At 50.5% G+C, this 24732-nt stretch carries 22 protein-coding genes; 5 read left to right on the forward strand and 17 right to left on the reverse strand.

Annotated elements, in window-relative coordinates:
• Nucleotides 1-27: 27 nt before the first annotated feature.
• The 4 genes from creD to creA all read right to left on the reverse strand — a co-directional run bounded on the left by creD (nt 28) and on the right by creA (nt 4080).
• On the reverse strand, nt 28-1386 hold the full coding sequence (gene creD / locus IX31_RS14775) for a cell envelope integrity protein CreD (RefSeq protein ID WP_034459440.1): 1359 nt from the start codon (nt 1384-1386) through the stop codon (nt 28-30).
• Between the two features lie 87 nt (nt 1387-1473).
• Entirely contained in the window at nt 1474-2901 is a 1428-nt protein-coding gene (gene creC / locus IX31_RS14780) for a two-component system sensor histidine kinase CreC (RefSeq protein ID WP_034459442.1), read from the reverse strand.
• On the reverse strand, nt 2901-3596 hold the full coding sequence (gene creB / locus IX31_RS14785; protein ID WP_034459443.1) for a two-component system response regulator CreB: 696 nt from the start codon (nt 3594-3596) through the stop codon (nt 2901-2903). The genes creC and creB overlap by 1 nt, the downstream gene beginning before the upstream one ends.
• 13 nt (nt 3597-3609) lie before the next feature.
• A complete protein-coding gene (gene creA / locus IX31_RS14790) occupies nt 3610-4080 on the reverse strand; it encodes a protein CreA (RefSeq protein WP_034459446.1) in 471 nt (156 codons plus the stop codon).
• Between the two features lie 207 nt (nt 4081-4287).
• Between creA and robA the strand changes: the two genes are divergently transcribed.
• Nucleotides 4288-5157, forward strand: a complete 870-nt coding sequence (gene robA / locus IX31_RS14795; protein ID WP_034459448.1) for an MDR efflux pump AcrAB transcriptional activator RobA — start codon at nt 4288-4290, stop codon at nt 5155-5157.
• Here robA and gpmB read toward each other — a convergent pair whose 3' ends face one another.
• On the reverse strand, nt 5158-5805 hold the full coding sequence (gene gpmB, locus IX31_RS14800) for a 2,3-diphosphoglycerate-dependent phosphoglycerate mutase GpmB (protein ID WP_034459450.1): 648 nt from the start codon (nt 5803-5805) through the stop codon (nt 5158-5160).
• 51 nt (nt 5806-5856) lie between these two features.
• On the opposite strand from gpmB, the gene yjjX reads away from it, so the two are divergent.
• Nucleotides 5857-6372 carry an inosine/xanthosine triphosphatase gene (gene yjjX, locus IX31_RS14805; protein ID WP_034459452.1) on the forward strand — a complete coding sequence of 172 codons (516 nt, stop codon included), beginning with the start codon at nt 5857-5859 and terminating at the stop codon, nt 6370-6372.
• Here yjjX and trpR read toward each other — a convergent pair.
• The gene (gene trpR, locus IX31_RS14810; RefSeq protein WP_034459454.1) at nt 6369-6698 is read right to left on the reverse strand and encodes a trp operon repressor; all 330 of its coding nucleotides are present in this window, start codon (nt 6696-6698) and stop codon (nt 6369-6371) included. The two genes, yjjX and trpR, sit on opposite strands and share 4 nt — an antisense overlap.
• 62 nt (nt 6699-6760) lie before the next feature.
• Nucleotides 6761-8695, reverse strand: coding sequence for a murein transglycosylase (gene sltY / locus IX31_RS14815; protein ID WP_034459455.1), 1935 nt, complete (start codon nt 8693-8695; stop codon nt 6761-6763).
• Between the two features lie 231 nt (nt 8696-8926).
• On the opposite strand from sltY, the gene ettA reads away from it, so the two are divergent.
• Complete coding sequence (gene ettA, locus IX31_RS14820; RefSeq protein WP_034459457.1) at nt 8927-10594, forward strand: energy-dependent translational throttle protein EttA; 1668 nt, start codon at nt 8927-8929, stop codon at nt 10592-10594.
• Between the two features lie 38 nt (nt 10595-10632).
• On the opposite strand, the gene nadR is transcribed toward ettA, so the two are convergent.
• From nadR to serB, 3 genes are read right to left on the reverse strand one after another with little or no spacing between them, the layout of a single operon-like run.
• The gene (gene nadR / locus IX31_RS14825) at nt 10633-11865 is read right to left on the reverse strand and encodes a multifunctional transcriptional regulator/nicotinamide-nucleotide adenylyltransferase/ribosylnicotinamide kinase NadR (RefSeq protein WP_034459459.1); all 1233 of its coding nucleotides are present in this window, start codon (nt 11863-11865) and stop codon (nt 10633-10635) included.
• Nucleotides 11866-11901: 36 nt separating this feature from the next.
• Entirely contained in the window at nt 11902-13293 is a 1392-nt protein-coding gene (radA, locus tag IX31_RS14830; RefSeq protein WP_034459460.1) for a DNA repair protein RadA, read from the reverse strand.
• The gene (serB, locus tag IX31_RS14835; protein ID WP_034459462.1) at nt 13293-14270 is read right to left on the reverse strand and encodes a phosphoserine phosphatase; all 978 of its coding nucleotides are present in this window, start codon (nt 14268-14270) and stop codon (nt 13293-13295) included. The genes radA and serB overlap by 1 nt, the downstream gene beginning before the upstream one ends.
• A gap of 244 nt (nt 14271-14514) precedes the next feature.
• Between serB and IX31_RS14840 the strand changes: the two genes are divergently transcribed.
• Together IX31_RS14840 and lplA are read left to right on the forward strand one after the other, a co-directional pair.
• The gene (locus tag IX31_RS14840; protein ID WP_034459464.1) at nt 14515-15165 is read left to right on the forward strand and encodes a YtjB family periplasmic protein; all 651 of its coding nucleotides are present in this window, start codon (nt 14515-14517) and stop codon (nt 15163-15165) included.
• A 19-nt stretch (nt 15166-15184) separates the two neighbouring features.
• On the forward strand, nt 15185-16201 hold the full coding sequence (gene lplA, locus IX31_RS14845; protein ID WP_034459466.1) for a lipoate--protein ligase: 1017 nt from the start codon (nt 15185-15187) through the stop codon (nt 16199-16201).
• A gap of 428 nt (nt 16202-16629) precedes the next feature.
• Here the strand turns inward: lplA and deoD are convergent, their stop codons facing one another.
• From deoD to IX31_RS14880, 7 genes are all read right to left on the reverse strand, one after another.
• Nucleotides 16630-17349: a purine-nucleoside phosphorylase gene (gene deoD / locus IX31_RS14850; protein ID WP_034459469.1), complete on the reverse strand. Its 720-nt coding sequence runs from the start codon at nt 17347-17349 to the stop codon at nt 16630-16632.
• Nucleotides 17350-17408: 59 nt separating this feature from the next.
• Nucleotides 17409-18632: a phosphopentomutase gene (deoB, locus tag IX31_RS14855; protein ID WP_034459472.1), complete on the reverse strand. Its 1224-nt coding sequence runs from the start codon at nt 18630-18632 to the stop codon at nt 17409-17411.
• A gap of 73 nt (nt 18633-18705) precedes the next feature.
• Nucleotides 18706-20025, reverse strand: a complete 1320-nt coding sequence (gene deoA, locus IX31_RS14860) for a thymidine phosphorylase (protein WP_034459474.1) — start codon at nt 20023-20025, stop codon at nt 18706-18708.
• Between the two features lie 181 nt (nt 20026-20206).
• The gene (gene deoC / locus IX31_RS14865) at nt 20207-20986 is read right to left on the reverse strand and encodes a deoxyribose-phosphate aldolase (RefSeq protein WP_034459476.1); all 780 of its coding nucleotides are present in this window, start codon (nt 20984-20986) and stop codon (nt 20207-20209) included.
• A 236-nt stretch (nt 20987-21222) separates the two neighbouring features.
• Nucleotides 21223-22500 (reverse strand): NupC/NupG family nucleoside CNT transporter, encoded by a 1278-nt coding sequence (locus IX31_RS14870; RefSeq protein WP_034459478.1) that lies wholly within the window; start codon nt 22498-22500, stop codon nt 21223-21225.
• 167 nt (nt 22501-22667) lie between these two features.
• Complete coding sequence (locus tag IX31_RS14875; protein WP_034459480.1) at nt 22668-23447, reverse strand: TatD family hydrolase; 780 nt, start codon at nt 23445-23447, stop codon at nt 22668-22670.
• Nucleotides 23444-24496, reverse strand: a complete 1053-nt coding sequence (locus IX31_RS14880) for a patatin-like phospholipase family protein (RefSeq protein WP_034459482.1) — start codon at nt 24494-24496, stop codon at nt 23444-23446. Before IX31_RS14880 ends, IX31_RS14875 begins: the two co-directional genes overlap by 4 nt.
• Nucleotides 24497-24732 lie beyond the last annotated feature (236 nt).

The following is a 24732-nucleotide window of genomic DNA, read 5'->3' on the forward strand; positions in this document are numbered from 1 at the left end:
CCCTTTTCTTTGATCTCGATTATCTCTCTATTTCCACAATCGGAACCGCTCCGGATCTTTCTGGATCTCGCCATTTTCCGGCACCTGCACTTTCCTTGTCATTCCGTACCAATCGATATTTCGTGTCAGTAACATTATGGCTGAGAGCGCGACAAAAAGGACGCCAGTTCCAAGTAGCAGAGCACTGTCTTCAGATTGCAAAAGCTGCCAGAGCACCGCATCCAGCATCAATAATCCCATGGTAAACATTGCACTCACTTTCCCGCTATTGAGGACAGCCTTAAGGTAAAAACCGTTAATTCCGGCACAAACCAGGCTCGCCAGCAGCCATGCTCCGTTAAATCCAATGTGCTCCGATACGGCCAGTAGAACGAGATAGAACATCACGAGCGAAAGCCCGACCAGCAAATACTGCATCGGGTGTACACGCAGTCCGGTCAGTGTTTCCAACAAGAAGAAGCTCATAAATGTCAGACCAATCAGAAGGATGGCATATTTTACAGCGCGATCTGTCAGTTGATATTGGTCTACAGGATTCGTCACCGTGACGCTAAATGCCGGAAGGTGGTCAACATCAATGATTCGGCCGTCATAGAAGCTGGTGTTCAAATTGTTAGCAAACCAGGTACTTTGCCAGCTGGCGCTAAAGCCACTATCAGTGACAGTGCGCTGCTGCGGCAAAAAATCGCCTATAAATCCAGGATGTGGCCAGTTGCTGGTTAAATTGAACTGGCTATTACGCCCAACAGGCACCACAGCAAGCTGTTTCGTTCCCATCAAATCCAGGTTAAAGCGCAGCGTAAGTTTCTCATCCTGGAGACGTTTTACAGGGAGAACGGCATGTAGACCCTGCCCTACCCCAGGCAGGTTGCTACCGGGTTCAATCGGATAAGACTCACCGTTGATATCCAGTTCGCCCACTTTGCCAATACCGCGTGAGTCGCCGACGGCCAGCACCACGTATGGCGTACCAATAAGAGTATCGGGACCCACATCGTTTGAGAGCAACTGGCGATTAAACGTAGCATTCAGCGTGATAGCCGTGCGCCAGATTTGCCCCTCATAAATACCGATATGACGTGGTTCAACGGTTTGCTTCCCCACAATACTCAAGTTCTCCGGCAGGTAGTAACGAATGAACCGGCGCTCTTTTTTAATCTCTTTATCGTCTTCTATAACGGTCGTCAGCTCCGTTATGGGGATTGCGATCAGTGGACCCGTAATGGTTTGCGGGCCACTGGCACTTTGGCGCAGCGACTGTTCAACATCATCCCGATAACTGCTGCGTTCATTAACTAACGAACTGAGCATATTTAGTGGAATCAACAACACCACCATACATCCCAACAAGGTCATGACTTTCCAGAACAACGCAGATTTAAACATAGTCCCCTCCATTTTTGATGGGCAGAGGATAGCGAGCGTTTGTGGGGGCTAAATGAAGTTATGTGAAGGGACGGTGAAGTGCTGGAGTTATTTTTCAGGCAGTGCCAATCGAGCTTGCACACCACCTTCAGAACGATTCTTCAGACTTATCGTTCCACGATGCAAACGTGCAACTTCATGAACAAATGCCAGCCCTAAGCCACTGCTTTTTTGTCCGTTACTGCGAGGTAATGAGTAAAAACGTTCGAATACGCGTTCTTTTGCATAATCAGGTATCCCGCTTCCGGTATCAGAAACCAGAATGGTGGTCTGCCCAATATGTTGTTCAACACTTAAAACCACTTCCCCATCACGCGGAGTAAAATCGAGCGCATTATCCAGCAAATTACCAACAGCTTGCTCAAGCAAAGCTGGATCACCTTCCACGACAAGCTCTTCGGGAACGTTTTTATCGATTCTCAGCGAGATTTGTTTACTGCGGGCAAGCACTTCACGGCTATCCCATAACGAGGAAAATAGCGCTGGCAGATTTATCGGCTGAACAGCAATTTCAACCCGGCTTTCCAGTTTTGCCTGGCGTAATAGATTATCGACCAGCTTCTGCATACGCAGATTTTGCTGAAGAATGTTCGCAGAGAACTTCTCCACAACTTCTGGCGGCGGACATTCACGTAAAATTTCTGCCGCACCACGAATCGCCGCCATCGGGCTTTTCAACTCATGAGTCAGAGCATGAACATACTGTTCTATATACGTTTTCCCTTCGAGTTTCAGCCGCATACTTTCTAGCGCCAACGCCAACTTACGCAATTCGCTACTGGCCGGTTTAGGTAGCGGTAAAGGATGTTCAGTCGTGACCGAATCTGCATAGCGAACCAGTTTCCCGATGGCTCGGTTAATCCACAGCACAAATCCGAAACCTATCAGCAAAGCGATGCCCAGTAATGCAACACCCGCCCACAGAATGCGTCGCTCACTGCGGCGTATAACCGGGTCCATTGCGCTGTTTGGCTTACCGACACTCAATACACCAATGATGTTTTGCCCATCGCGTACGGGTGCGGCCACATACATCACTGTGCTTTCAGGGTTATTAGCGTTTACTGGCGTGCTGCGTGCACCGTATTTACCCTGTAGCGTCAGCCAGACATCGTTCCAGCGCGAGTAATCCTCACCAGTTGCTTTGCCATTGGAATCAAATAAAACGATGCCTTTCGTATCCGTCAGATAAACACGGTATTCATTTTTTGATTTGGTAATGCCACTGATATTGGCCTTGAAGGAGTGTTGATTAAGTCGGGAAAACGCCTGAGTGAGCTGGCCATTTTGTGCATTTCCCGCCAGCATATCGGCTTTAGCAAATTCGGCCAGTAGCGTAGCGGTATCAATTAGCGTGCCTTCCGTTGCGCGTCGAACGCCAGGTTTCACTTCCTGTAAAAAGATCGACAGCACAAACCAGGCCGCAATCGCCACAATCAAAAAATAGCCCAGCAGCAGGCGCATCCCAATGCGCATTAATTCACACCAAGACTGTAGCCTAAGCCACGATGTGTGTTGATCGGTGAAAGATCGGGGTTGATCACCCGCAGTTTGGCACGCAACGTTTTAATATGCGTGTCGACCGTACGATCAAAACTTTCTTCGGCTGTACTCCATACCAGATCCATCAGTTGCTGGCGGGAAAATACGCGACCAGGCCACTGTAAAAAAGTCTTTAATAACAAGTATTCATAACGCGTCAGCTGCAATGGTTGCTGGCACCAGGAAATTTGCGCCGCCATTTCATTAAATTCAAATAGACCAATGCGCAGAGTATTGCCCGCCAGGCTTTGCCGCTGCTTTTGCAAACGGCGCAGTACCGTTCGCACCCTTGCACACACTTCCCGGGGGGAAAATGGTTTGGCGATGTAATCATCAGCACCAATTTCAAGGCCAATCAGCCTGTCGACTTCTTCACTGCGCGCGGTAAGAAACAGCAGCGGCAGATCCGGGTAATCCGCCAGCAGGCGGCGACATAATTCAAAGCCGTTAATATCAGGCAGGCCAACATCCAGAATAGCCAGGTCCGGGCGTTCTTCATGCGCAGCGTCCAGCACAGGCAAACCGCGATCGAAGGCACGCACGGAAAACCCTTCTTGCTGTAACGTGTAGATCAGCGTATCGGCAATACTGGTTTCATCTTCAACTAACCAGATAGTGGCCTGGTTCATCGCATGCTCCCTGTTACTTCCATGGCATAATTGGCACCGCACTTAGCGCATTTTTTGGTGAACCTTCGACCACTTTGTCGGAATACGCCAGATAGGCCAGAGTGTTACGTTTAGCATCATAGAAACGCACGACTTGCAGTTTCTTGAACACCAAGGATGTCCGTTTCTGGAACACAACATCGCCCTGAGTTTTACCCGCTTTGATTTTTTCGCTTAGCTCTACTGGCCCAACTTGCTGGCAAGAGATCGCCGCATCTGAAGTATCTTCCGCGAGTCCTAACCCACCTTTAATGCCACCCGTTTTTGCACGGCTAATGTAACAAGTGACGTTTTTAACATCCGGATCGTCAAATGCCTCAACAACGATCTTATGGTCAGGGCCAAACACCTTGAAAACAGTATCAACCGAGCCGATTTCTTCCGCCTGAACACCCAGTGAAATAAACAGCAATGAACTAAGCGCGACTAAAACTTTATATTTCATATTGTTACCATTAGTTAAGATTGCCTTAAGCGACTATTCACACCTTAGGCTAAAAAATCGTTAAATATCACGTTATTAATAAAATTGTTCGAATGAGTAACTGATTTTGGCACGTCTTGTTAAAAAAAACTCTGAATGTTATGAGAACAAAAAGTGCTATCATCGCCCGCATTAACGGCACTCGCCGTGTCAGGATGAGGATATTATATGGATCAGACAGGGATCATTCGCGATCTATTAACCTGGCTTGAAGGACATCTGGATCAGTCACTGTCGCTTGATAATGTGGCGGCAAAAGCAGGTTATTCCAAGTGGCATCTACAACGGATGTTCAAAGATGTTACGGGTCATGCCATTGGTGCATATATCCGCGCGCGTCGTTTATCAAAGTCAGCTGTGGCCCTGCGTCTAACCGCTCGGCCTATCCTTGATATTGCTCTGCAGTATCGCTTTGATTCTCAACAGACATTTACTCGCGCCTTCAAAAAGCAATTTGCCCAAACACCAGCACTTTATCGTCGCTCACCTGACTGGAGCGCTTTCGGTATGCGTCCGCCGTTGCGTTTAGATGAGTTTACTCTTCCCCAAGCACAGTTTGTCACGCTGCCAAAAACCCACCTGGTGGGGGTCACGCAAAGTTACAGCTGTACGCTTGAGCAAATTTCTGATTTCCGTAATGAAATGCGTATCCAGTTCTGGACACAGTTCCTCGGGAATTCACCGACGCTGCCGCGAGTATTGTACGGCTTGCATGAACCGCGCCCAAGTATCGAGAAAGATGACGAACAAGAAGTCTTCTACACCACGGCGTTAACACCAGAAATGGCGAATGGGTTCTTACCCGATTCTCATCCGGTCAGCCTGGAAGGTGGGGATTACGTGCAGTTCGACTATGAAGGACCGGGGACAGGTTTACAGGAATTTATCCTGACGATTTACGGAACCTGCATGCCGTCTCTGAATCTGACTCGTCGCAAAGGCCAGGATATTGAACGCTTCTTCCCGCAAGAAGAAGCGCGTGTGCATGACCGACCAATGCAGATCAGATGTGAGTATCTGATTCCAGTACGCCGTTAATTAACGTTGTAGTTCATCCAACGCAGGGGCGTCCAGATGTGAGATGTCCCCTGCTGTTTCAACCACCCAGCCGGAAGCCAACCACGGGCTTTGCTGGTGATCAACACGGGAAATTGAACAGTTTCTTAAACGTAAGCGACGTTCAGCCCAGGCCGGTAACCCCAGAATCGTACTCACCAGGCAACCTAACGCCATACCGTGGCTAACCAGCAATGGGCGACTGCCAGCAGGTAAATCCAGGCAAGCATTTAAAGCCGCGTGCATACGCTCACTCATCTCGAGCATGCTTTCCCCGTCAGGAATACGCCCATCTGCGGTGCCATTAACTAACTGACGACGCCAGCCCTCTTCTTCCTCGCTTAGCGTGTCCAGATTACGGCGTTCTAGCACACCCATATCCAGTTCACGTAAACGCGCATCTAGCGTGACGTCAACACCACATGCCCGCGCGATTATCTCAGCGGTGCGGCGCGTACGCCCCAGATCGCTGGCAATCACATGCGTAATACCTAACGTTTTAACCCGCTCGGCCACCTGCTCGGCCTGGCGTTCTCCTTTTTCAGTCAGCGCACTGTCTGACTGGCCCTGAATGCGGCGCTGCGCATTCCACTGCGTTTCGCCGTGGCGAACAAGGTATACCTGTAACATGCGTTTTTTCCGTTATACTGCGGCAACAATTTCTTGAGAGTTTCACTGATTATGTACCATGTCGTCTGCGCAACAACTAATCCAGCCAAAATTCAGGCAATTCACCAGGCATTCGACGATATCTATGGGGAGGGATGCTGCCATATTGAACCCGTCGCCGTCGATAGTGGTGTGCCTGAACAGCCATTTGGAAACCATGAAACGCGAACTGGCGCACGATGCCGAATTATGAACGCTCGTCAGGTACGTCCTGAAGCGGATTTTTGGGTGGCAGTTGAGGCGGGAATTGATGATGACAGTACATTCAGTTGGGTCGTGATTGAAAACCAAAATAAACGTGGCGAAGCCCGTTCAGCAACGCTCCCACTTCCTGCCATCATTCTTGAAAAAGTACGTGCAGGCGAAGCGTTAGGGCCTGTGATGTCCGCCTATACAGGTATCGATAAAATTGGTCGTAAAGAGGGTGCGATTGGCGTATTTACCGCCGGGAAATTGACTCGCAGTAGCGTTTACCACCAGGCGGTTATTCTGGCGCTGAGCCCATTCCATAACGACGTTTATCGTTAATCTTTCGCACTCAACAACTCCTGCTCCAGCCATGCTCGCAGCGCTGGCGGAGCAGATTTCAAGCTATTTGAGCCACGGGTAATAGTCGCAATACCCGCACCCAGTTCATTTTTAAGCTCACGCTGACTCATCTCGCCGCGCAGTAACTCTTCGACAATTCTGACACGAGTCCCAAGGGCTGTGCGTTCGTCTGGTGTCAGTAACAACATCAACAGCGGCATATGTAGCTGCTTATCGAACGATTGTTGTAGCAACTCCACAAAGCGGAGCCACTCTTGATTGCTTTGTTCGGCATGCTCTGCCGAATATTGAGAGTGCTGAGTCATGTTATGCCACCCTACTTTATACTAATTAACTAGTACGATAGCATAACATGGACACCCCAAAATCAATAACGGCGTTGCCACTCAGCATTGGTCAGCAACGGCGCTGATTTACCCATGAAGTACTGATAATACGCATCATAAGCCAGCACGTTTTTCACATATCCGCGCGTTTCTGAAAATGGAATACTCTCAACAAACGCAATTGCATCAATGCGTCCGGCACTGTTGCCAAGCCAGGTTCTGACGCGTCCAGGCCCCGCGTTATACGCAGCTGACGAGAAGATCCTGTTGTTCTCGAATTGCTGATAGACGGACTGCAAATACGTCGTACCAATATTGATATTGGTTTCAGGGTCGAGTAACTGAGAGGGGCTGCTGTAGCCCGGAATGTTGAACACTTTCACGGTATGCGCAGCCGTAGCTGGCATAACCTGCATTAAGCCGCTGGCTCCAACAGGTGATTTAACTTTCGGGTTCCAGGCACTTTCCTGACGCGCAATCGCCATTGCATAGCTTTGCGAAATGTCTTTACCGCTCACATAGCGAGAAAACGCCTCTTTATAAGCCAGTGGGAAACGCTCTTCGAGATGATCCCAAAGCTTCCCGGCGATCGTTGCCTGTACGCTAAGATCCCACCAGTTTTGATCAAACGCATAACGCGCTAATCCTTCTTGCTCGGGTTTGCTGCGGCTGGTGATCAAGTTTGCCCATTCGCTGCGCGCAGTGTTATCCATCTGCCAGTACATTAGCTCGCGGACTCGCGCCATTTCTGGCCCCTGCACCAGCGCCGGATTCACAGCAACCGCTTTATCGACACGCAACGGGTAGTCTTCCCCTAAACGCTGGGCTGCCACCATAGGATAAAATCCTCTTTGCTGCATAAGCGCCCTGAGGATCTCATTAGCTTCCGCATCACGGCCTCGTTCCAACAATAGATCTGCTTGCCAGTAGCGCCATTCATCTTTCTCTTTGGCTTCCATTGGTAAACGTGCAAGCCAGGTATTCAGACCAACACGATCCCCCGTTCCCAGCGCCATACGCACACGCCGCTCAACGAGGGTCGTTGATTCAGAACGCATAATGGCATCATCACGCCATGCAGCCTGTTCGGCCGTAACATCGTTGCCCATCAAGCGCCAGGCAACGGTATCTCTGAGCTCCTGAGCCTGAGAGTCATTAAGTTGCTGCGCTTGCACCAGTGATGGGATCATCATGCGCGCATTTTCTACGTCATCCCGCGCCACTCGGGTAAACGCAATCGCCGCAGCCTGCCGCGTAAAGTCTGTTGCGCCCACGGACTGGGCAAATGTCAGCACCGAATTGGGGTTGTTTTGCAGATTTATTAGCGCGCTGGAGATGGTCTGGTAATCCGCAGGCATCTGACCTGCGAGGTTATTGACCAGCGAGGTATTGCCCTCTTTCATCGCCAGGCGAATACGCTCCAGATAGGCCAACGGATCTTGTGTCCCTGAAGAGCGCCACGCCGAGAATAAACGGTCACAGCTCGACGGCAGATTCTTGCCCGTCAACCATAAAGCTTTGGCTCCCGCCCATGCAGCATCCGCCTGGCCGGTGTTCCATTTCGCGTAGTAATAATTACATTTAGATTCGGTCGTGCCCGGCTGTTCAGGGCTGAATGCCAGCAAGCCACGCCAGTCTTCACGACGAGCGAGTTCATTCACAAAGCGTGATTTCAAGGAGCGAGCTGGCGGCAGTGTTGGGTTTGCCTCAATAAAGCGACTAACGACAAGCGTGGGCTCATTCATTAAGTCGTCTGTAATCTGGCGATATTCGAGATAAGGATAGAGAGGATAATCCTGCAACGTGGGCATCATTTGCTGCACCACATCCATTTGCTTGCTATCCCACGCTTGTTTGATTTGTGCGTATCGGCTGCGTTGCTCATCGAGCGAATCCGCACGAACTGCATGAGTTAATGCCGCAAGGCTTACAATCGCCACCAGCAATTGTCCCGCGACTTGTTTGGCTTTCCCCACAAGTTCTCCTCACATATTTACAGGCAGCATCATGCCGCCATCAGTTACTTCATGCTAACTCTGCTATTGCTGTTTCGCCACGCCAGAGCTCGTTATTTTGGGTATAACACTGTCCAGGGTGTTTCGGGTAACACATCCGTCTTCCCCTGCTGGGATTACCTGCTGAAAACGGCTACACTTCGCCTTTGATACGAACCATCTTAAATCACGAAAAAGAGGCGAAGTCGCACTGTGGCTCAATTCGTTTATACCATGCATCGTGTCGGCAAAGTTGTTCCGCCGAAACGTCATATCCTGAAAAATATCTCGCTCAGTTTCTTCCCTGGCGCCAAGATCGGCGTTCTGGGTCTGAACGGTGCCGGTAAATCCACGCTGCTGCGCATTATGGCCGGCATTGATACCGACATTGAAGGTGAAGCCCGTCCACAACCTGGCCTGAAAATTGGCTACTTAGAGCAGGAACCGAAGCTCAATCTGGAGCACACGGTTCGCGAATCTGTTGAAGAAGCGGTTTCTGAAGTGGTTAATGCCCTCAAAGGCCTCGACGAAGTGTATGCCAAATACGCAGAGCCGGACGCCGATTTCGACAAACTGGCTGCCCAACAGGGTAAGTTCGAAGAAATCATTCAGGCGCACGACGGTCACAACCTGAACGTGCAACTTGAACGCGCCGCTGACGCACTGCGCTTGCCTGACTGGGATGCGAAAATTGCTAACCTGTCCGGTGGTGAACGTCGCCGTGTCGCCCTGTGCCGCCTGTTGCTCGAAAAACCAGACATGCTGCTGCTCGACGAACCAACGAACCACCTGGATGCTGAATCCGTGGCATGGCTCGAGCGCTTCCTGCACGACTTCGAAGGCACTGTTGTGGCGATTACCCACGACCGTTACTTCCTCGATAACGTTGCAGGCTGGATTCTGGAACTTGACCGCGGTGAAGGTATTCCGTGGGAAGGTAACTACTCTTCCTGGCTTGAGCAGAAAGACGCACGCCTGGCTCAGGAAGCCTCAACGGAAGCGGCGCGCCGTAAATCCATTGAGAAAGAGCTGGAGTGGGTTCGTCAGGGCGCTAAAGGCCGCCAGTCTAAAGGCAAGGCCCGTCTGGCTCGCTTTGAAGAACTGAACAACACCGAATACCAGAAACGTAACGAAACCAACGAACTGTTTATTCCACCTGGCGCACGCCTGGGAGATAAAGTCGTTGAGGTTACCAATCTGCGTAAATCCTACGGCGACCGCCTGCTGATTGACGATTTGTCCTTCTCCGTACCGAAAGGCGCGATTGTGGGCATCATCGGCCCGAACGGCGCGGGTAAATCTACCCTGTTCCGTATGATGTCCGGCCAGGAACAGCCTGACAGCGGCACCATTGAACTGGGCGAAACCGTTAAACTGGCTTCCGTCGATCAGTTCCGTGACGCAATGGACAGCAGCAAAACCGTGTGGGAAGAAGTTTCCGGCGGGCAGGACATCATGCGCATCGGCAACACCGAAATGCCAAGCCGCGCCTACGTTGGCCGCTTTAACTTTAAAGGCGTTGACCAGGGTAAACGCGTTGGTGAACTGTCTGGTGGTGAGCGTGGTCGTCTGCATCTTGCGAAACTGCTGCAAGTTGGCGGCAACGTACTGCTGCTCGATGAACCAACAAACGACCTGGATATCGAAACCCTGCGCGCGTTAGAAAACGCCCTGCTGGAATTCCCGGGCTGTGCAATGGTTATCTCGCACGACCGTTGGTTCCTTGACCGTATTGCCACGCACATTCTGGACTACCAGGATGAAGGCAAAGTGGAATTCTTCGAAGGTAACTTTACTGAGTACGAAGAGTACAAGAAACGCACCCTTGGTGCGGATGCGCTGGAACCTAAGCGTATTAAGTACAAGCGCGTAACCAAGTAATTGTTCTGAAACCCTCTCCTGCAAGGGAGAGGGTTGTTTTATCGGCGTTCGCCAATCATGTTCTTCACCAAATCAACACAGCGTAAGAAGCGAGAATCGTAGTCAGGTTCTTCTACATGAACATAGCTGATATTGTTCTCATCAAGCATCGACACCAAAAGATTCTGGAACGATTTCCTGTCGGTATCACTGCCCAGGCTACGCAAGCCATCGGCTACCCACGGCGTGTTGTTCTCCAACAAAATAACCAAATCAAAACGGTACTCATCAATCAGCGCCTGCACAAATGGGTGTTCACGCCCTTCATACTTTTTACAAAATGCCTGAGTCGTCACAAAGTCAGTATCGATAAAAGCAACTTTATTGGCGTATTTCACTGCAAAATCAACGTACTGTGCATGTCCTATTGCAATTTTATCGTAGTCGGAATATTGCAGCGCCATCTCATCGCCACCCAGATGAGAAAAGACATAGTCACGCCCATATTCCCAGGCACTGGTGGTGTTGAAAATATTGGCGAGCTTATTCACCATCCACGACTTACCGCTCGATTCCCCACCCAGAATCGCGACGGTTCGGACAAAGAACGGTTTTACTTCAGTTGGAATATATTCCCAGTAGCGGAATGGGTTTTCGCGGATCTGCCCACCGCTGATATTCATAAATGTCCGCTTCGGGTCGATAAGCACGGTTTCAATGCCGAGCTGTTCGATAAACCGTGGTGCATCATTCTCTTCAGAGGTGTAGATACAGTCAGGATTAATGCCTTTGCTTTCCATAAAAGCTTTGATGCCGCGGCTCCAGACATCCCAACCGTGTGGATATGGCTCCATCCCTTCTTCGTTAAACGAATGAATGCGAATATTTTTCTGGTACTTAAAGGTTTGAAGCAACCAGCGCAGACGGTCGCCGGTTGTCGGCTGTTGTGACATGGCACTGTCTTCAAACAGAAGACGATCTCGGGTTTCGTCATAGCCCATAATGATATGTAACTCATCAACCTGGCTTGCTGCGCGTTGAATCAGGTAGATATGGCCGGTATGCAGGGGATAAAACTTCCCGAATACAACACCAACCTTTTTCTCACGGCGGGGAAATTCCAGTCCGAGGAAGCGGTGCAGGGCTTCAAGTTTTTGAGCGCTTGGGCTTTTGATTTTGGCGTTAAGTAGCTGGCTCAGATAGCCCTTGGTCATACCGCAGGATTCCGCAACTTGCTGCAGCGTAACGTTCTGCTGGCGAATAGCGGTTTTTAAATACTCAAATGACGACATGCTGCCTGCCTCCTGCAAAATTGCGCGAATATACAATTATAAGTCTTGTAAGTCGTCAAACACTGCCAGCGCATCAGCAAGTTTTTTCACCCCGAAGACCTGCATCCCTTCCGGTAGTTTTTTCGGCACGTTGGCCTGCGGAACAATCGCGCGTTTAAAGCCGTGTTTTGCCGCTTCGGAAATACGCTCCTGCCCACTTGGCACCGGACGAATTTCACCTGCCAGCCCAACTTCACCAAACACCACTAAATCTTGCGGCAGAGCGCGATTGCGCAGGCTAGATACCATCGCCAGTAGTAAGGCGAGGTCAGCACTGGTTTCGGTAACTTTCACGCCGCCAACCACGTTCACAAACACATCCTGGTCAGCCATTTGCAGCCCGCCATGGCGGTGTAAAACGGCCAACAAAATCGCCAGACGGTTTTGCTCAAGACCAACAGCAACCCGGCGTGGGTTGGACATCATTGATTGATCCACCAGCGCCTGAATCTCTACCAGCAGCGGACGCGTCCCTTCCCACACCACCATTACCGAGCTACCGGGTGTGACTTCATCACCACGGCTCAGGAAGATAGCGGAAGGGTTACTCACTTCACGCAGCCCCTGCTCCGTCATGGCGAACACGCCCAGCTCATTTACTGCACCAAAACGGTTTTTGTGGCTGCGTAGTGTGCGGAAACGGGAATCGGCATCGCCATCAAGCATTACCGAGCAGTCGATACAGTGTTCGAGGACTTTTGGCCCGGCAAGTGAACCGTCTTTGGTGACGTGACCGACCATGATAATCGCCACACCACGCGTTTTGGCAAAGCGCGTCAGGTAAGCGGCAGACTCACGCACCTGCGCTACACTTCCCGGCGACGACTGCACGTCGGCCATGTGCATCACCTGAATGGAGTCGATGACCATCAGCTTCGGCGCTTCTTCTTCGGCAATCATGCAGATTTGCTCAATGCCGGTTTCCGAAAGCATATTCAGGTTGTTTGTCGGCAAACCCAGGCGGTGGGCGCGCATCGCCACTTGTTGTAGCGACTCTTCACCGGTGACGTACAGCGTTTTCATTTGTTCGCTGAGTTTGCACAGCGTTTGCAGTAGCAGCGTGGATTTACCGGCCCCAGGGTTACCACCAATCAGAATGGCACTACCCGGCACGACGCCGCCGCCCAGTACGCGGTCAAACTCTTTAAAACCGGTGGAAAAACGCGGTAGCTCTTCGAGGCTGATATCGGAAAGTTTTTGTACTTTGCTGACGCCCGCACTACCGGCATAACCAGACAAACGCTCGTTACGCGCAACTGTCGGTGAGGCGGCAATACGCACCTCAGTGATAGTGTTCCACGCCTGGCAGGCGCTGCATTGCCCTTGCCAGCGAGGATAATCTGCACCACATTCGTTGCAGACAAATGCACGTTTCGGCGCTTTCGCCATTAGCGTTCTTCCTGAATAAGACTGCCTGAAAGAATACAGAATACACCCATCAAATCAGCATGACGGATGGTGATTTCTGTTTTCTCATTAACCTTTGGTTTCGCGTGATAAGCGATACCCAGCCCGGCAGACAGAATCATCGGTAAATCATTCGCGCCATCACCAATTGCAACAGTTTGCGCAACAGGGATTTCATATTTATCCGCAAGGCGTTTGAGAGTATCGGCTTTGAATTGGGCATCAACAATTTGACCAATGACCTCACCGGTCAGTTTGCCGTCACAAATTTCCAGCTCATTTGCCACGACCGCATGCAAATGCAGTTTGTCGCGCAGATACTCTGCAAAGAAGGTGAAGCCACCGGAAGCAATCGCCACTTTCCAGCCTAACGATTCGAGCTTAAGCACCAGAGAAGTCAACCCAGGCATCAGCGGCAGCTCATCACGCACCTGGCGCAAAATAGAAGCATTTGCCCCTTTGAGGGTTGCAACGCGTTGCTTCAGGCTTGCCGCGAAGTCCAGTTCGCCACGCATCGCGCGCTCGGTGACTTCCGCTACCATTTCACCGGTACCCGCCAGTTTAGCGATTTCATCGATACATTCGATTTGGATGGCGGTGGAATCCATGTCCATCACCAGCAGGCCAGGTGTGCGTAGATGAGGGATTTTACCCAGCGGGGCAACATCTAACCCAGCCTCATGCGCAAGCTTGGTGGCTCGGGGTGTTAATGAACCAGCCAGGCGAATAACCTGATAGTCTTCAACACACCACGCGGTGACGATAACCATCGCTGCACCCAGCTTACGTTGGTAGCGATTCAGGCACTCTTTATCCAGATTCCGACCATACAGAAGCCAGCCGCTGCGGCCAGCACGGTAATCGAGTGGCATCACTTCATCACCACTTAACGATAGCGGCAACCCAGGCCAGAGAGAGACATCGGTCGGCAGGTCGCACCAGGTCAGACTATTTGGCATCACAGCTCCAGAAAAAAGATAAAGGCCAGAGTATACCGATTAACATTCGAGTTGCAGGTAGGCGGCCAGCACGAGAATCCCCTGGAGCTTACTTGAGTAAGTAACTGGGATGAGCATCTGCAGCCAACACCCCTGCAGCTTGAAGGATGATGGGTATAAAACAACGCATGAGGCTACCTTGTCTGTGCGGCTTCTGGCAACATTAAACTGTGCAGTAAAACCGGCAATTTTTCTAAGGTGCATTATGGCTCGGGCAAAAATGAAATTCAGGCTGCATCGTGCAGTGATTGTGCTTATCTGCCTCGCACTTTTAGTCGCGCTGATGCAGGGAGCGTCGTGGTTTAGCCAGGGGCATCAACAGGCCCGTAACGTTCAGCTTGAAGAGCTAGCCAAAACCCTGGCACGCCAGGTGAGTTACAATCTGACGCCGCTGATGAAATCCGAAAACCCGGATGAGAAAAAGATTTCAGCCGTCCTCAAGTTATTGACTCAGGACAGCCGTATTCTGGATGCGGGCGTTTATGACGATAGCGGCGACCAAATCGCGCGAGCTGGTGAAGGGATTGGCGTACGCGACAGACTGGCGCTGGATGGCAAAAAAGCTGGCAGTTATTTCAATCAACAAATTGTCCAGGCTATTGAAGATAAAGACGGGCCGGTCGGCTATCTACGAATCACGCTTGATACCCACACGCTCGCTACCGAAGCCAAACAGGTGGATAACACCACGAATATTCTGCGCCTGATGATGTTGCTGGCGTTAGCAATTGGTATTGTGCTGACACGTACGCTTTTGCAGGGTAAACGCACCCGCTGGCAGCAGTCTCCTTTCCTTCTCACTGCAAATACCGAAGTGAAAGAAGATGAGGAAGAACAGGCGGCCAATAAGCCATAGATAAGAAAGGATTTCTACGATGACGACCTTACGACTGCTTATTTCTGACTCTTACGATCCCTGGTTCAACCTGGCCGTAGAAGAGTGTATTTTCCGCCAAATGCCCGCAACTCAGCGCGTGCTCTTTTTATGGCGTAACGCAGATACCGTCGTAATTGGGCGGGCGCAAAACCCGTGGAAAGAGTGCAACACCCGCCGCATGGAAGAAGATAACGTGCGCCTGGCAAGACGCAGCAGTGGCGGCGGCGCTGTTTTCCACGATTTAGGGAATACCTGTTTCACGTTTATGGCCGGGAAGCCGGAATACGACAAAAGCGTATCTACCGCAATTGTCGTTAATGCACTCAATTCATTGGGAATTAACGCAACTGCTTCCGGGCGCAACGATCTGGAAGTTGCCACTACTGAAGGGCCACGCAAAGTTTCAGGTTCTGCATATAAAGAAACCATGGATCGTGGTTTCCACCATGGCACACTACTGCTCAACGCCGATTTAAGCCGTCTGGCTAACTACCTGAATCCAGATGAGAAAAAACTTAAAGCCAAAGGAATAACGTCTGTGCGTGGACGCGTTGCAAACCTCAGCGATCTGTTACCAGGCTTAACCCATGAGCAAATTTGCGATGCGGTGCGCGAATCATTCTTTGCTTATTACGGAGAACGCGTTGAAGCGGAACATATCTCGCCTGACGCCCTGCCCGACCTACCCGGATTTGCGGAAACCTTTGCCCGCCAAAGCAGCTGGGAATGGAATTTCGGCCAGGCTCCAGCGTTCAGCCATTTGCTGGATCAGCGTTTTACATGGGGTGGCGTTGAGTTGCATTTCGATGTTGAGAAAGGGCATATCACCCGCACACAAATTTTTACCGATAGCCTGAACCCTGCGCCTTTAGAAGCTCTGGCGGCACGTTTACAGGGATGCCTGTATCGTAGCGATATGTTGCACCAACAGTGCGAAACTCTGATTGCCGATTTCCCGGAACAAGAAGCCGAATTACGCGAGTTGAGCGCGTGGATTGCGCAGACAGTGCGCTAAGCGAGCCGCTTAACGTTTGCCTCAACGGTATCAAGTTGTAATGCCATCTCCCTGCATAGCCCGAGAAACGCCGGGCTAATCTCCTGATTCAGGCTTGCCCTGCATCATCTATTTGCCAGAACGGAACTGTCTAATCTGACGCACCGGTCTGATCAGAGCCTTTTGAGTTGCTCTGGCCTCTCCCGCTTTGATGACATCACTTTCAGTGTTTACCATCCGTGAAAACGTCGCCTGGCTGACACCCAAACGCTGCCGCAATGAGTTTGCAGCCCGTGTAGTAATAAATCAGTCAGAGCGCTCATGTGAATAGATTCATGAATAGATCTATAGCGCTATGCATTTGAAAGGTAAAAGAAGTGAGGAATGAAAGAGAGAAACTGAATAGATACTATGAAAAATAAAAGGGTGCCGAAGCACCCTTTAAAATCTTACTCTTTGTCGCCCAGTAACACAGACTCAAGAGCAATCTTGATCATGTCGTTAAAGGTCGTCTGGCGCTCTTCAGCAGTAGTCTGCTCGTGAGTACGGATATGGTCAGATACAGTACAGATAGTCAGTGCTTTAGCACCGAACTCTGCTGCCACGCCGTAGATACCTGCCGCTTCCATTTCCACGCCCAGGATGCCGTATTTTTCCATTACGTCAAACATGGTTGGGTCTGGCGTGTAGAACAGGTCTGCGGAGAAGATGTTGCCTACGCGAGCGTCAACGCCCAGCGCTTTAGCTGCATCAACGGCATTGCGAACCATATCGAAGTCAGCGATTGCTGCAAAGTCGTGGTCTTTGAAACGCAGACGGTTCACTTTAGAGTCGGTGCAAGCACCCATGCCAATAACCACATCACGCAGCTTCACATCAGCACGTACCGCGCCGCACGAACCCACACGAATGATTTTCTTCACGCCGAAATCAGTGATCAGCTCTTTGGTGTAGATGGAGCAGGACGGGATACCCATACCATGACCCATTACGGAGATTTTGCGGCCTTTGTAAGTACCGGTGAAGCCCAACATGCCACGCACGTTGTTCACTTCACGAACATCTTCGAGGAAAGTTTCTGCAATATGTTTTGCACGCAGCGGGTCGCCAGGCATCAGTACTACGTCTGCGAAATCACCCATTTCTGCATTAATATGAGGCGTTGCCATCTTTATTATTCCTTTTGTAAGAGGTTCAGTGCGGGCGGCAATTCAACCGCCCGACAAAATCACAGCATGTTTTTGCCGTAGTCCATTGGGGACGTGCCGAAATAGCTGGCAACGGTCTGGCCGATATCCGCGAAGGTTTCACGGTGGCCCAGAGAACCGGCTTTCACTTTCGGGCCGTAGACCAATACAGGAATGTGTTCACGAGTATGGTCAGTGCCTTGCCAGGTCGGGTCACAACCGTGGTCAGCGGTGAGGATCAGAATATCGTCCTCTTTCAGCAGTTCCATCAGTTCCGGCAGACGGCGGTCAAACAGTTCTAGTGCTGCGGCATAACCTGCAACGTCGCGGCGGTGGCCATAAGATGAGTCAAAATCAACGAAGTTGGTGAACACGATAGTCTCATCACCGGCTTCTTTCATCTCTTTGATGGTGGCATCAAACAGCGCATCCAGGCCTGTCGCTTTCACTTTTTTGGTGATACCGACTTCAGCGTAGATATCCGCAATTTTGCCCACGGAAACAACCTGACCATTTTTCTCATCAACCAGTTTTTTCAACACGGTTGGTGCTGGTGGTTCAACAGCCAGGTCATGGCGGTTACCAGTACGCTGGAAGTTACCCGCTTTATCGCCGACAAACGGACGTGCGATAACACGGCCAATGTTGTAGCCACCTTCGGTCAACTCTTCACGCGCGATTTCGCACAGCTCATAAAGTTTGTCCAGGCCGTAAGTTTCTTCGTGGCAAGCAATCTGGAACACGGAGTCAGCAGAGGTATAGAAAATCGGCTTGCCGGTTTTCATATGCTCTTCACCCAGTTCATCCAGAATCACAGTACCGGAAGAGTGGCAGTTACCGAGGTAACCAGGCAGGTTTGCACGCTTGACCAGCTTTTCCAGCAGTTCTTGCGGGAAGCTATTTTGCGTATCAGAGAAATAACCCCAGTCAAACAACACAGGAACACCGGCGATTTCCCAGTGACCAGACGGAGTGTCTTTACCGGATGAAAGTTCATGCGCCCAGCCATATGCACCGATAACTTCTGCATTACCGTCCATACCTGCTGGGATTTTACCGGTAGAACCTTCGGCGGCTTTTACCAGCCCCAAACGCGTCAGGTTTGGCAGATGAAGCGGCCCTTTACGACCTTTGTCTGCTTCGCCTTTGGCACAAGCTTCTGCAATGTGCCCGAAAGTATCAGAGCCAACATCACCAAATTTTGCTGCATCTTCTGTTGCGCCGATGCCGAAAGAGTCCAGCACCATAATAAATGCACGTTTCATAATTTCTCCTGCGTCGTTGCGCCTGAAACGCCCGGAGGCGTTTCAAAAAGTGATCAGATCAGTATGCCAGCAATTAGCTAATACGGCGATACACTTCTGGCGTTTGTGCTGGTGCGGTCTCGTTAACTTTAATTGCCGCTTTAACAGCACGGGCCGCCTCCTGCCATTGGGCTTCACTTGCCGCATGAATCACTGCCAACGGACGTGTGGTATCCACACTGTCGCCCAGACGAGCCATGTCGGTAAAACCAACGCTGTAGTCGATGGTGTCAGATGCCTGACGACGGCCACCCCCCATGGAAACGACAGCCATACCTAATGCACGAGTGTCCATCTGGTTTACGAAACCAGCACGGTCTGCGAATACCGGCTTGCTCAGAACTGCGGTTGGTAGGTATTTCGCGTAGTTTTCGACGAAATCTGCCGGGCCTTTCTGAGCGGCAACCATACGGCCAAAGACTTCTGCCGCTTTACCGTTATCCAGCACTGCTTGCAGTTTGGCACGCGCTTCGGCATCGTCTTTCGCAAGGTTGCCGGAAAGTAACATTTCCACGCACAGCGCCATGGTCACTTCATGCAGACGCGGGTTAACATGTTCGCCCGTCAGGAATTGTACCGCTTCACGAACTTCAACAGCATTACCCGCGCTGGATGCCAGCACCTGGTTCATATCAGTCAGCAGTGCCGTGGTTTTAACACCCGCGCCATTTGCCACGCCAACAATCGCTTCGGCGAGTAATTCAGAAAGCTCATAGGTCGGCATAAATGCGCCACTGCCCACTTTCACGTCCATCACCAGCGCATCCAGGCCTTCGGCCAGTTTCTTCGCAAGAATCGACGCGGTAATCAGCGGGATGGAGTCTACGGTCGCGGTAATGTCACGCGTCGCGTAGAAACGTTTGTCAGCCGGAGCAAGCGAGTTAGTCTGACCGATAATTGCCACGCCGACATTTTTGATGATGTCTCGGAAACGGTTATCGTCCGGGAAAATATCAAAGCCTGGGATCGCTTCGAGTTTATCGAGCGTACCGCCAGTGTGGCCTAAACCGCGGCCAGAGATCATTGGGATATAACCACCACATGCCGCCACCATTGGGCCAAGCATTAAAGACGTCACATCACCCACGCCACCCGTGGAATGTTTATCAACAATTGGGCCGTTCAGGTTAAGGCTCTTCCAGTCCAGTACGGTTCCTGAATCTCGCATCGCCATGGTCAGTGATACGCGTTCAGGCATAGTCATGTCGTGGAAGAAGATAGTCATTGCCAGCGCGGCAATCTGCCCTTCGGAGATGGTGTTATCTCGAATACCATTAATGAAGAAACGAATCTCCTCATCACTTAGAGCATGACCATCACGTTTTTTACGAATAATTTCTTGAGCGAGGAACAAGGTAACCCCCTGAGCACATCAGGTGAAATGCGGCGGGGAAACCGCCGCGAATAAACATTACTCTAAATAATTCGAGTTGCAGGCAGGTGGCAAGGGAACGACGCCCAGGAGCTTACACGAGTAAGTGTCTGGGGTGAGAGCGCGCAGCCAACGCACCTGCAGCTTGAAGTATGACGAGTAATTAGTAGCTGCTTGCGCTTTTACCGTCGCCATGGCCCAGAGCTTTTAACAAGCTTGCGAGCAGGCTGGAAGCGCCAAAGCGGTAGTGACGGGAATCAGCCCAGTCAGCACCAAACAGATCATCAGCAATTGACAGGAACAGCGCTGCATCTTCTGCAGTACGCACGCCACCCGCTGGTTTGAAACCAACAGTTTTTTCAACGCCCATATCACGAATAACTTCCATCATGATGCGTGCGCTTTCAGGTGTTGCGTTGACTGGCACTTTACCAGTAGAGGTTTTGATGAAATCAGCGCCTGCTTTGATGGAAATTTCAGAAGCTTTACGAATCAGTGCTTCTTCTTTCAGCTCGCCGGTTTCGATGATGACTTTCAGCAAAACGTTAGCCGCAGCACAGGCTTCTTTACAGGCTTTCACCAGTTCGAAACCAACTTGTTCGTTACCAGCGATAAGCGCGCGGTATGGGAATACCACATCAACCTCGTCTGCACCGTAGGCAATAGCAGCACGAGTTTCAGCCAGTGCGATTTCGATGTCATCGTTGCCGTGTGGGAAGTTGGTCACTGTAGCGATGCGAATATCAGGAGTGCCCTGAGCATTCAGAGTTTTACGCGCGATCGGGATGAAACGCGGGTAGATACAAATAGCTGCAGTATTGCCCACTGAAGTTTTTGCCTGATGACAAAGTGCGATCACTTTTTCATTCGTGTCATCGTCATTCAGGGTCGTCAGGTCCATCAGTTTCAGAGCGCGCAGGCTGCTTGCAGTTAAATCGGTCATAACATTCTCCAACAAAAGATATAGAATCAGTTGCGATGTTATAATTATAACATTCACAACCCTGATGGTTTTGTGTATAGCTTCACAAAAGCCACGGTGAAATTACATAATTTGTACAGTATATGTGATTTAACAAGGAGTGATAACGGAAAAGTCGCCGTCAGAAATAAAAAATGGCCGGCGCAAGCGCCAGCCATTGATTTTACAGGGGTGTTATAATTTTAACATCGCCTTTTTTATAATGACAGGAAGACCCCGGCAATTGTGGCACTCATCAGGTTTGACAATGTACCTGCTGCTACAGCCTTCAGACCTAACTGTGCAATGTCATGACGACGGTTTGGAGCCATGCTTCCAAGCCCACCAATCAAAATAGCGATAGAAGAAAGGTTAGCAAAGCCACACAGAGCAAAGGAGATAATTGCTTTGGTGTGGGAGGAGAGAACTTGCAGGCCTGCTGCCGCTACAGTCGCGTCATCTTTCAGGTATTCCCCGAAGTTCAGGTACGCAACAAATTCGTTGATGATCAACTTCTGACCGATGAAGGAACCGGCAACGTTCGCTTCACTCCACGGTACACCGATAATCCATGCCAGCGGTGAGAACACCCAGCCCAGAATCAGTTCCATAGACAGTTGCGGATAGTTGAACCAACCACCAATGCCAGAGAGCATGCCGTTGAGCAATGCAATCAAAGCAACAAACGCCAGCAGCATTGCGCCTACGTTCAGAGCCAGTTGCATACCAGAAGCTGCACCTGATGCCGCCGCATCCAGCACGTTTGCCGGGCGGTCTGGATCATTTTTCAAAGATTCCAGTTCAGGTGAGTCGTTTGGCGTTTCAGTCTCAGGCAAGATAATTTTGGCGAACAATAACCCACCAGGGGCTGCCATGAATGAAGCGGCAATCAGGTATTCTAGTGGCACGCCCATTTGCGCGTAACCTGCCAGCACTGAACCTGCAACAGAAGCCAAACCACCACACATTACAGCGAACAGTTCTGAACGCGTCATAGTGGCGATATAAGGACGAACAACCAGCGGAGCTTCAGTCTGACCAACAAAGATGTTTGCTGTTGCAGAAAGAGATTCTGTACGAGAGGTTTTAAGAACCTTACGCAGGCCACCGCCAAGAATACGAATAACTAACTGCATAATGCCAAGGTAATACAGCACAGCAATCAGTGAGGAGAAGAAGACAATAATTGGCAGAACGCGCAGTGCGAAAATAAAGCCACCGCCGCCAAAGACTTCGAACATTTTGTCTGAAACTAAGCCACCGAACAGGAAGGAAATACCCGCGTTACCGTAACCAATTACGTTAGCGACTCCTTCGGACATAGCGAGCAGAACCTGGCGACCGACCGGAACATACAGGATTAGCGCCCCGATACCGACCTGAATAATCCATGCACCTAATACAGTGCGCAGATTAATTGCTTTGCGATTACTGGAAAGTAAAACGGCGATCAGCAGCAGAACGATCATGCCGATCAATCCCATGAGTAGTTGCATACAGAATCCCTGTGTATTGAATGAAAAAGGAAAGCGGGCTAAAAAACCTCAGCGAGGCGGGATTATAACGGCAGGGAGGCCAGCAAATGGAATGGCAATCACGTATTTATAGACATTCACAGAAACGTTTGTCTTATTAAGTGAGCCAGGTCACATTTTGTTACTTACTATTTCATTGCAAATAATTCATTGCAGTTACTAATAATCGCATTCGCGATAACTTCAGGAGGTTCTGAACGCAGTGTAGAAAGTGTCTGAAAAACATCAACAATGCGTTCCGGGCGATTCGGCTGCCCCTGCCAGCCGTTAAGCGGCATATCAGGAGCATCCGTTTCCAGAACCAGCGCGCTAAGGGGTAAGCGCGCCATAACATCGCGCGTTTTATTGGCGCGTGGATAAGTAATCGTTCCACCCACACCAATTTTGTAACCCAGCGCCACAAAACGCTCGGCCTGTTGCAGGCTCCCCGAGAAGCCATGTACCACACCAGTGCGCGGTAAATTATGACGCTTCAAATGCGCTGCAAGTTTGTCGTGCGTGCGACGTGAATGGATAATGACTGGTAAATCATAACATTTTGCCAGTTTTAGCTGCGCATCCAGCATCACTTCTTGTTTATCAAAAAGTGGATTTTCCATATAAAGATCGAGCCCTATCTCACCGATAGCCACTAATTTCTCGGGCCGCTGTTTCAGGTGATGTTCGAGCAGCGCCAAAGACGCATCCTGATGCTTGTGAATCACTATCGGATGTAAACCCAGCGCGGCATACAACGCAGGGTAGTTGTCTGCCAGCGCCAGAACGGTACTAAATCGGTCTGCTTCGATGGCCGGAACAATGATTTTTGTTACACCCGCTTGCGCCGCAAGGGCAATGCTGTTGGTTTCATCATCGCTAAACGGCGGAAAGTCGAAGTGACAGTGGGTATCGTAAAACGTCATCGTCACGCCGTATCTTCGCTATTGAAAGTGGAGTCGTTAGCTTCTGGTGTTTCAATCACCGCTTTAGACAATGGCTCAGTGACCACGGTCTGCGGAACGATAATACGCGGAAGGTGGCGTTTTATTGGTGGCTTATCCGTGAGCAATTTCCCGACGGTTGCGAGGAAGTAACGCCCGCACAAACGCCCAGTTTTATAGTCGGTATTTAGCGCGGGTAACCGACTACCCAATGCAGAGCTCATCAACGGTTTCGGTGGGTAAATCTCGAAGATACGCAGTTTACCTGGCGGCTTTTCAATAAAATTCTGAATCTCGCGGTAGCTGGCTTCATGGTGATGCACCAGGTTTAGCAACGGTTGCAGGCTGCTGTCGCCAAGCCAGCGCTCCATGCGTTTAAACCATTCAGGTGTGTAATACATTTGTGAGGGCACAGTGCGAATGACGACCAGAGTATCGGCTCCAAGACGAACAGCTTCTCTCACTGGAACCGCATCGCTTATCCCACCATCCTGGTAACCGATGCCGTCTATTTCCACCCCGGTACGGTAAAAACCAGGAATCGCGCTTGATGCTTTAAGCAAATTCAGCCAGGTGCCGCTATTTGGGGAAAAATAACCCGGCGTGTAGTCGTCACTACGACAGGCGCACATATAAAACGCTTTGCCAGATTCAAATAGCTTTTCGGCCGTCGTCATTGAAAGCGGGATTTTGGTGGCAGTGGATTCCACAAGCCAGTCGAGATCAATGAGATGCCCACCACGCACAAAACGCAGAGGATCAAAAAATTCGCGAGTCGTCGTAAAACGAGTAATCACTCTTCTGGCATAACCCGGCTGGTGACAAACGTAAGCTGAGAGGTTTTGCGCACCGGCAGAAGTGCCTAAGAAGAGGTCAAACGGGTTGAAATTAGCGCGCATAAATTCGTCCAGCACGCCAGCTGTGAATATCCCACGCTGCCCGCCGCCTTCACAAACAATGGCGAGTTTTCCGGGACGAAAATTTTTGATCGCAAGCGGCGAAATATTGCCGAGCGTAACGGGTATTCTTTGTCCCACCCTGCTTTCCTTGGTTCTTTATCCTTCATTTTAAGTCGCAGGGGCGTTGGCTGCGCTCAATCACCCCAGTCACTGTCTTCAGCAAGCTGTCAGGGATGTTCTCCCTGCCCGCCTGGCTGCAACTCGAAATTTAAAGGATATTTATTATTGGATATTTGTTAGTCGATTAAAAACGCGAGAGCCAGTCTAAATAGACTGGCTCTCTGGTCTGTCTCTAAATGTTATAGCACGGAAAT

This window comes from Buttiauxella noackiae (genome assembly GCF_000737905.1).
GTDB lineage: Bacteria > Pseudomonadota > Gammaproteobacteria > Enterobacterales > Enterobacteriaceae > Buttiauxella > Buttiauxella noackiae.

Coding starts and splice junctions, on each gene's coding strand:
- nadR (WP_034459459.1), bottom strand. CDS start 11,865: ATGTCGTCATTTGAGTATTTAAAAACCGCTATTCGCCAGCAGAACGTT.
- radA (WP_034459460.1), bottom strand. CDS start 13,293: ATGGCGAAAGCGCCGAAACGTGCATTTGTCTGCAACGAATGTGGTGCA.
- IX31_RS14840 (WP_034459464.1), top strand. CDS start 14,515: ATGGCTCGGGCAAAAATGAAATTCAGGCTGCATCGTGCAGTGATTGTG.
- lplA (WP_034459466.1), top strand. CDS start 15,185: ATGACGACCTTACGACTGCTTATTTCTGACTCTTACGATCCCTGGTTC.
- serB (WP_034459462.1), bottom strand. CDS start 14,270: ATGCCAAATAGTCTGACCTGGTGCGACCTGCCGACCGATGTCTCTCTC.
- creC (WP_034459442.1), bottom strand. CDS start 2,901: ATGCGCATTGGGATGCGCCTGCTGCTGGGCTATTTTTTGATTGTGGCG.
- deoD (WP_034459469.1), bottom strand. CDS start 17,349: ATGGCAACGCCTCATATTAATGCAGAAATGGGTGATTTCGCAGACGTA.
- deoB (WP_034459472.1), bottom strand. CDS start 18,632: ATGAAACGTGCATTTATTATGGTGCTGGACTCTTTCGGCATCGGCGCA.
- creA (WP_034459446.1), bottom strand. CDS start 4,080: ATGAAATATAAAGTTTTAGTCGCGCTTAGTTCATTGCTGTTTATTTCA.
- creD (WP_034459440.1), bottom strand. CDS start 1,386: ATGTTTAAATCTGCGTTGTTCTGGAAAGTCATGACCTTGTTGGGATGT.
- trpR (WP_034459454.1), bottom strand. CDS start 6,698: ATGACTCAGCACTCTCAATATTCGGCAGAGCATGCCGAACAAAGCAAT.
- IX31_RS14870 (WP_034459478.1), bottom strand. CDS start 22,500: ATGCAACTACTCATGGGATTGATCGGCATGATCGTTCTGCTGCTGATC.
- gpmB (WP_034459450.1), bottom strand. CDS start 5,805: ATGTTACAGGTATACCTTGTTCGCCACGGCGAAACGCAGTGGAATGCG.
- creB (WP_034459443.1), bottom strand. CDS start 3,596: ATGAACCAGGCCACTATCTGGTTAGTTGAAGATGAAACCAGTATTGCC.
- robA (WP_034459448.1), top strand. CDS start 4,288: ATGGATCAGACAGGGATCATTCGCGATCTATTAACCTGGCTTGAAGGA.
- deoC (WP_034459476.1), bottom strand. CDS start 20,986: ATGACCGATTTAACTGCAAGCAGCCTGCGCGCTCTGAAACTGATGGAC.
- yjjX (WP_034459452.1), top strand. CDS start 5,857: ATGTACCATGTCGTCTGCGCAACAACTAATCCAGCCAAAATTCAGGCA.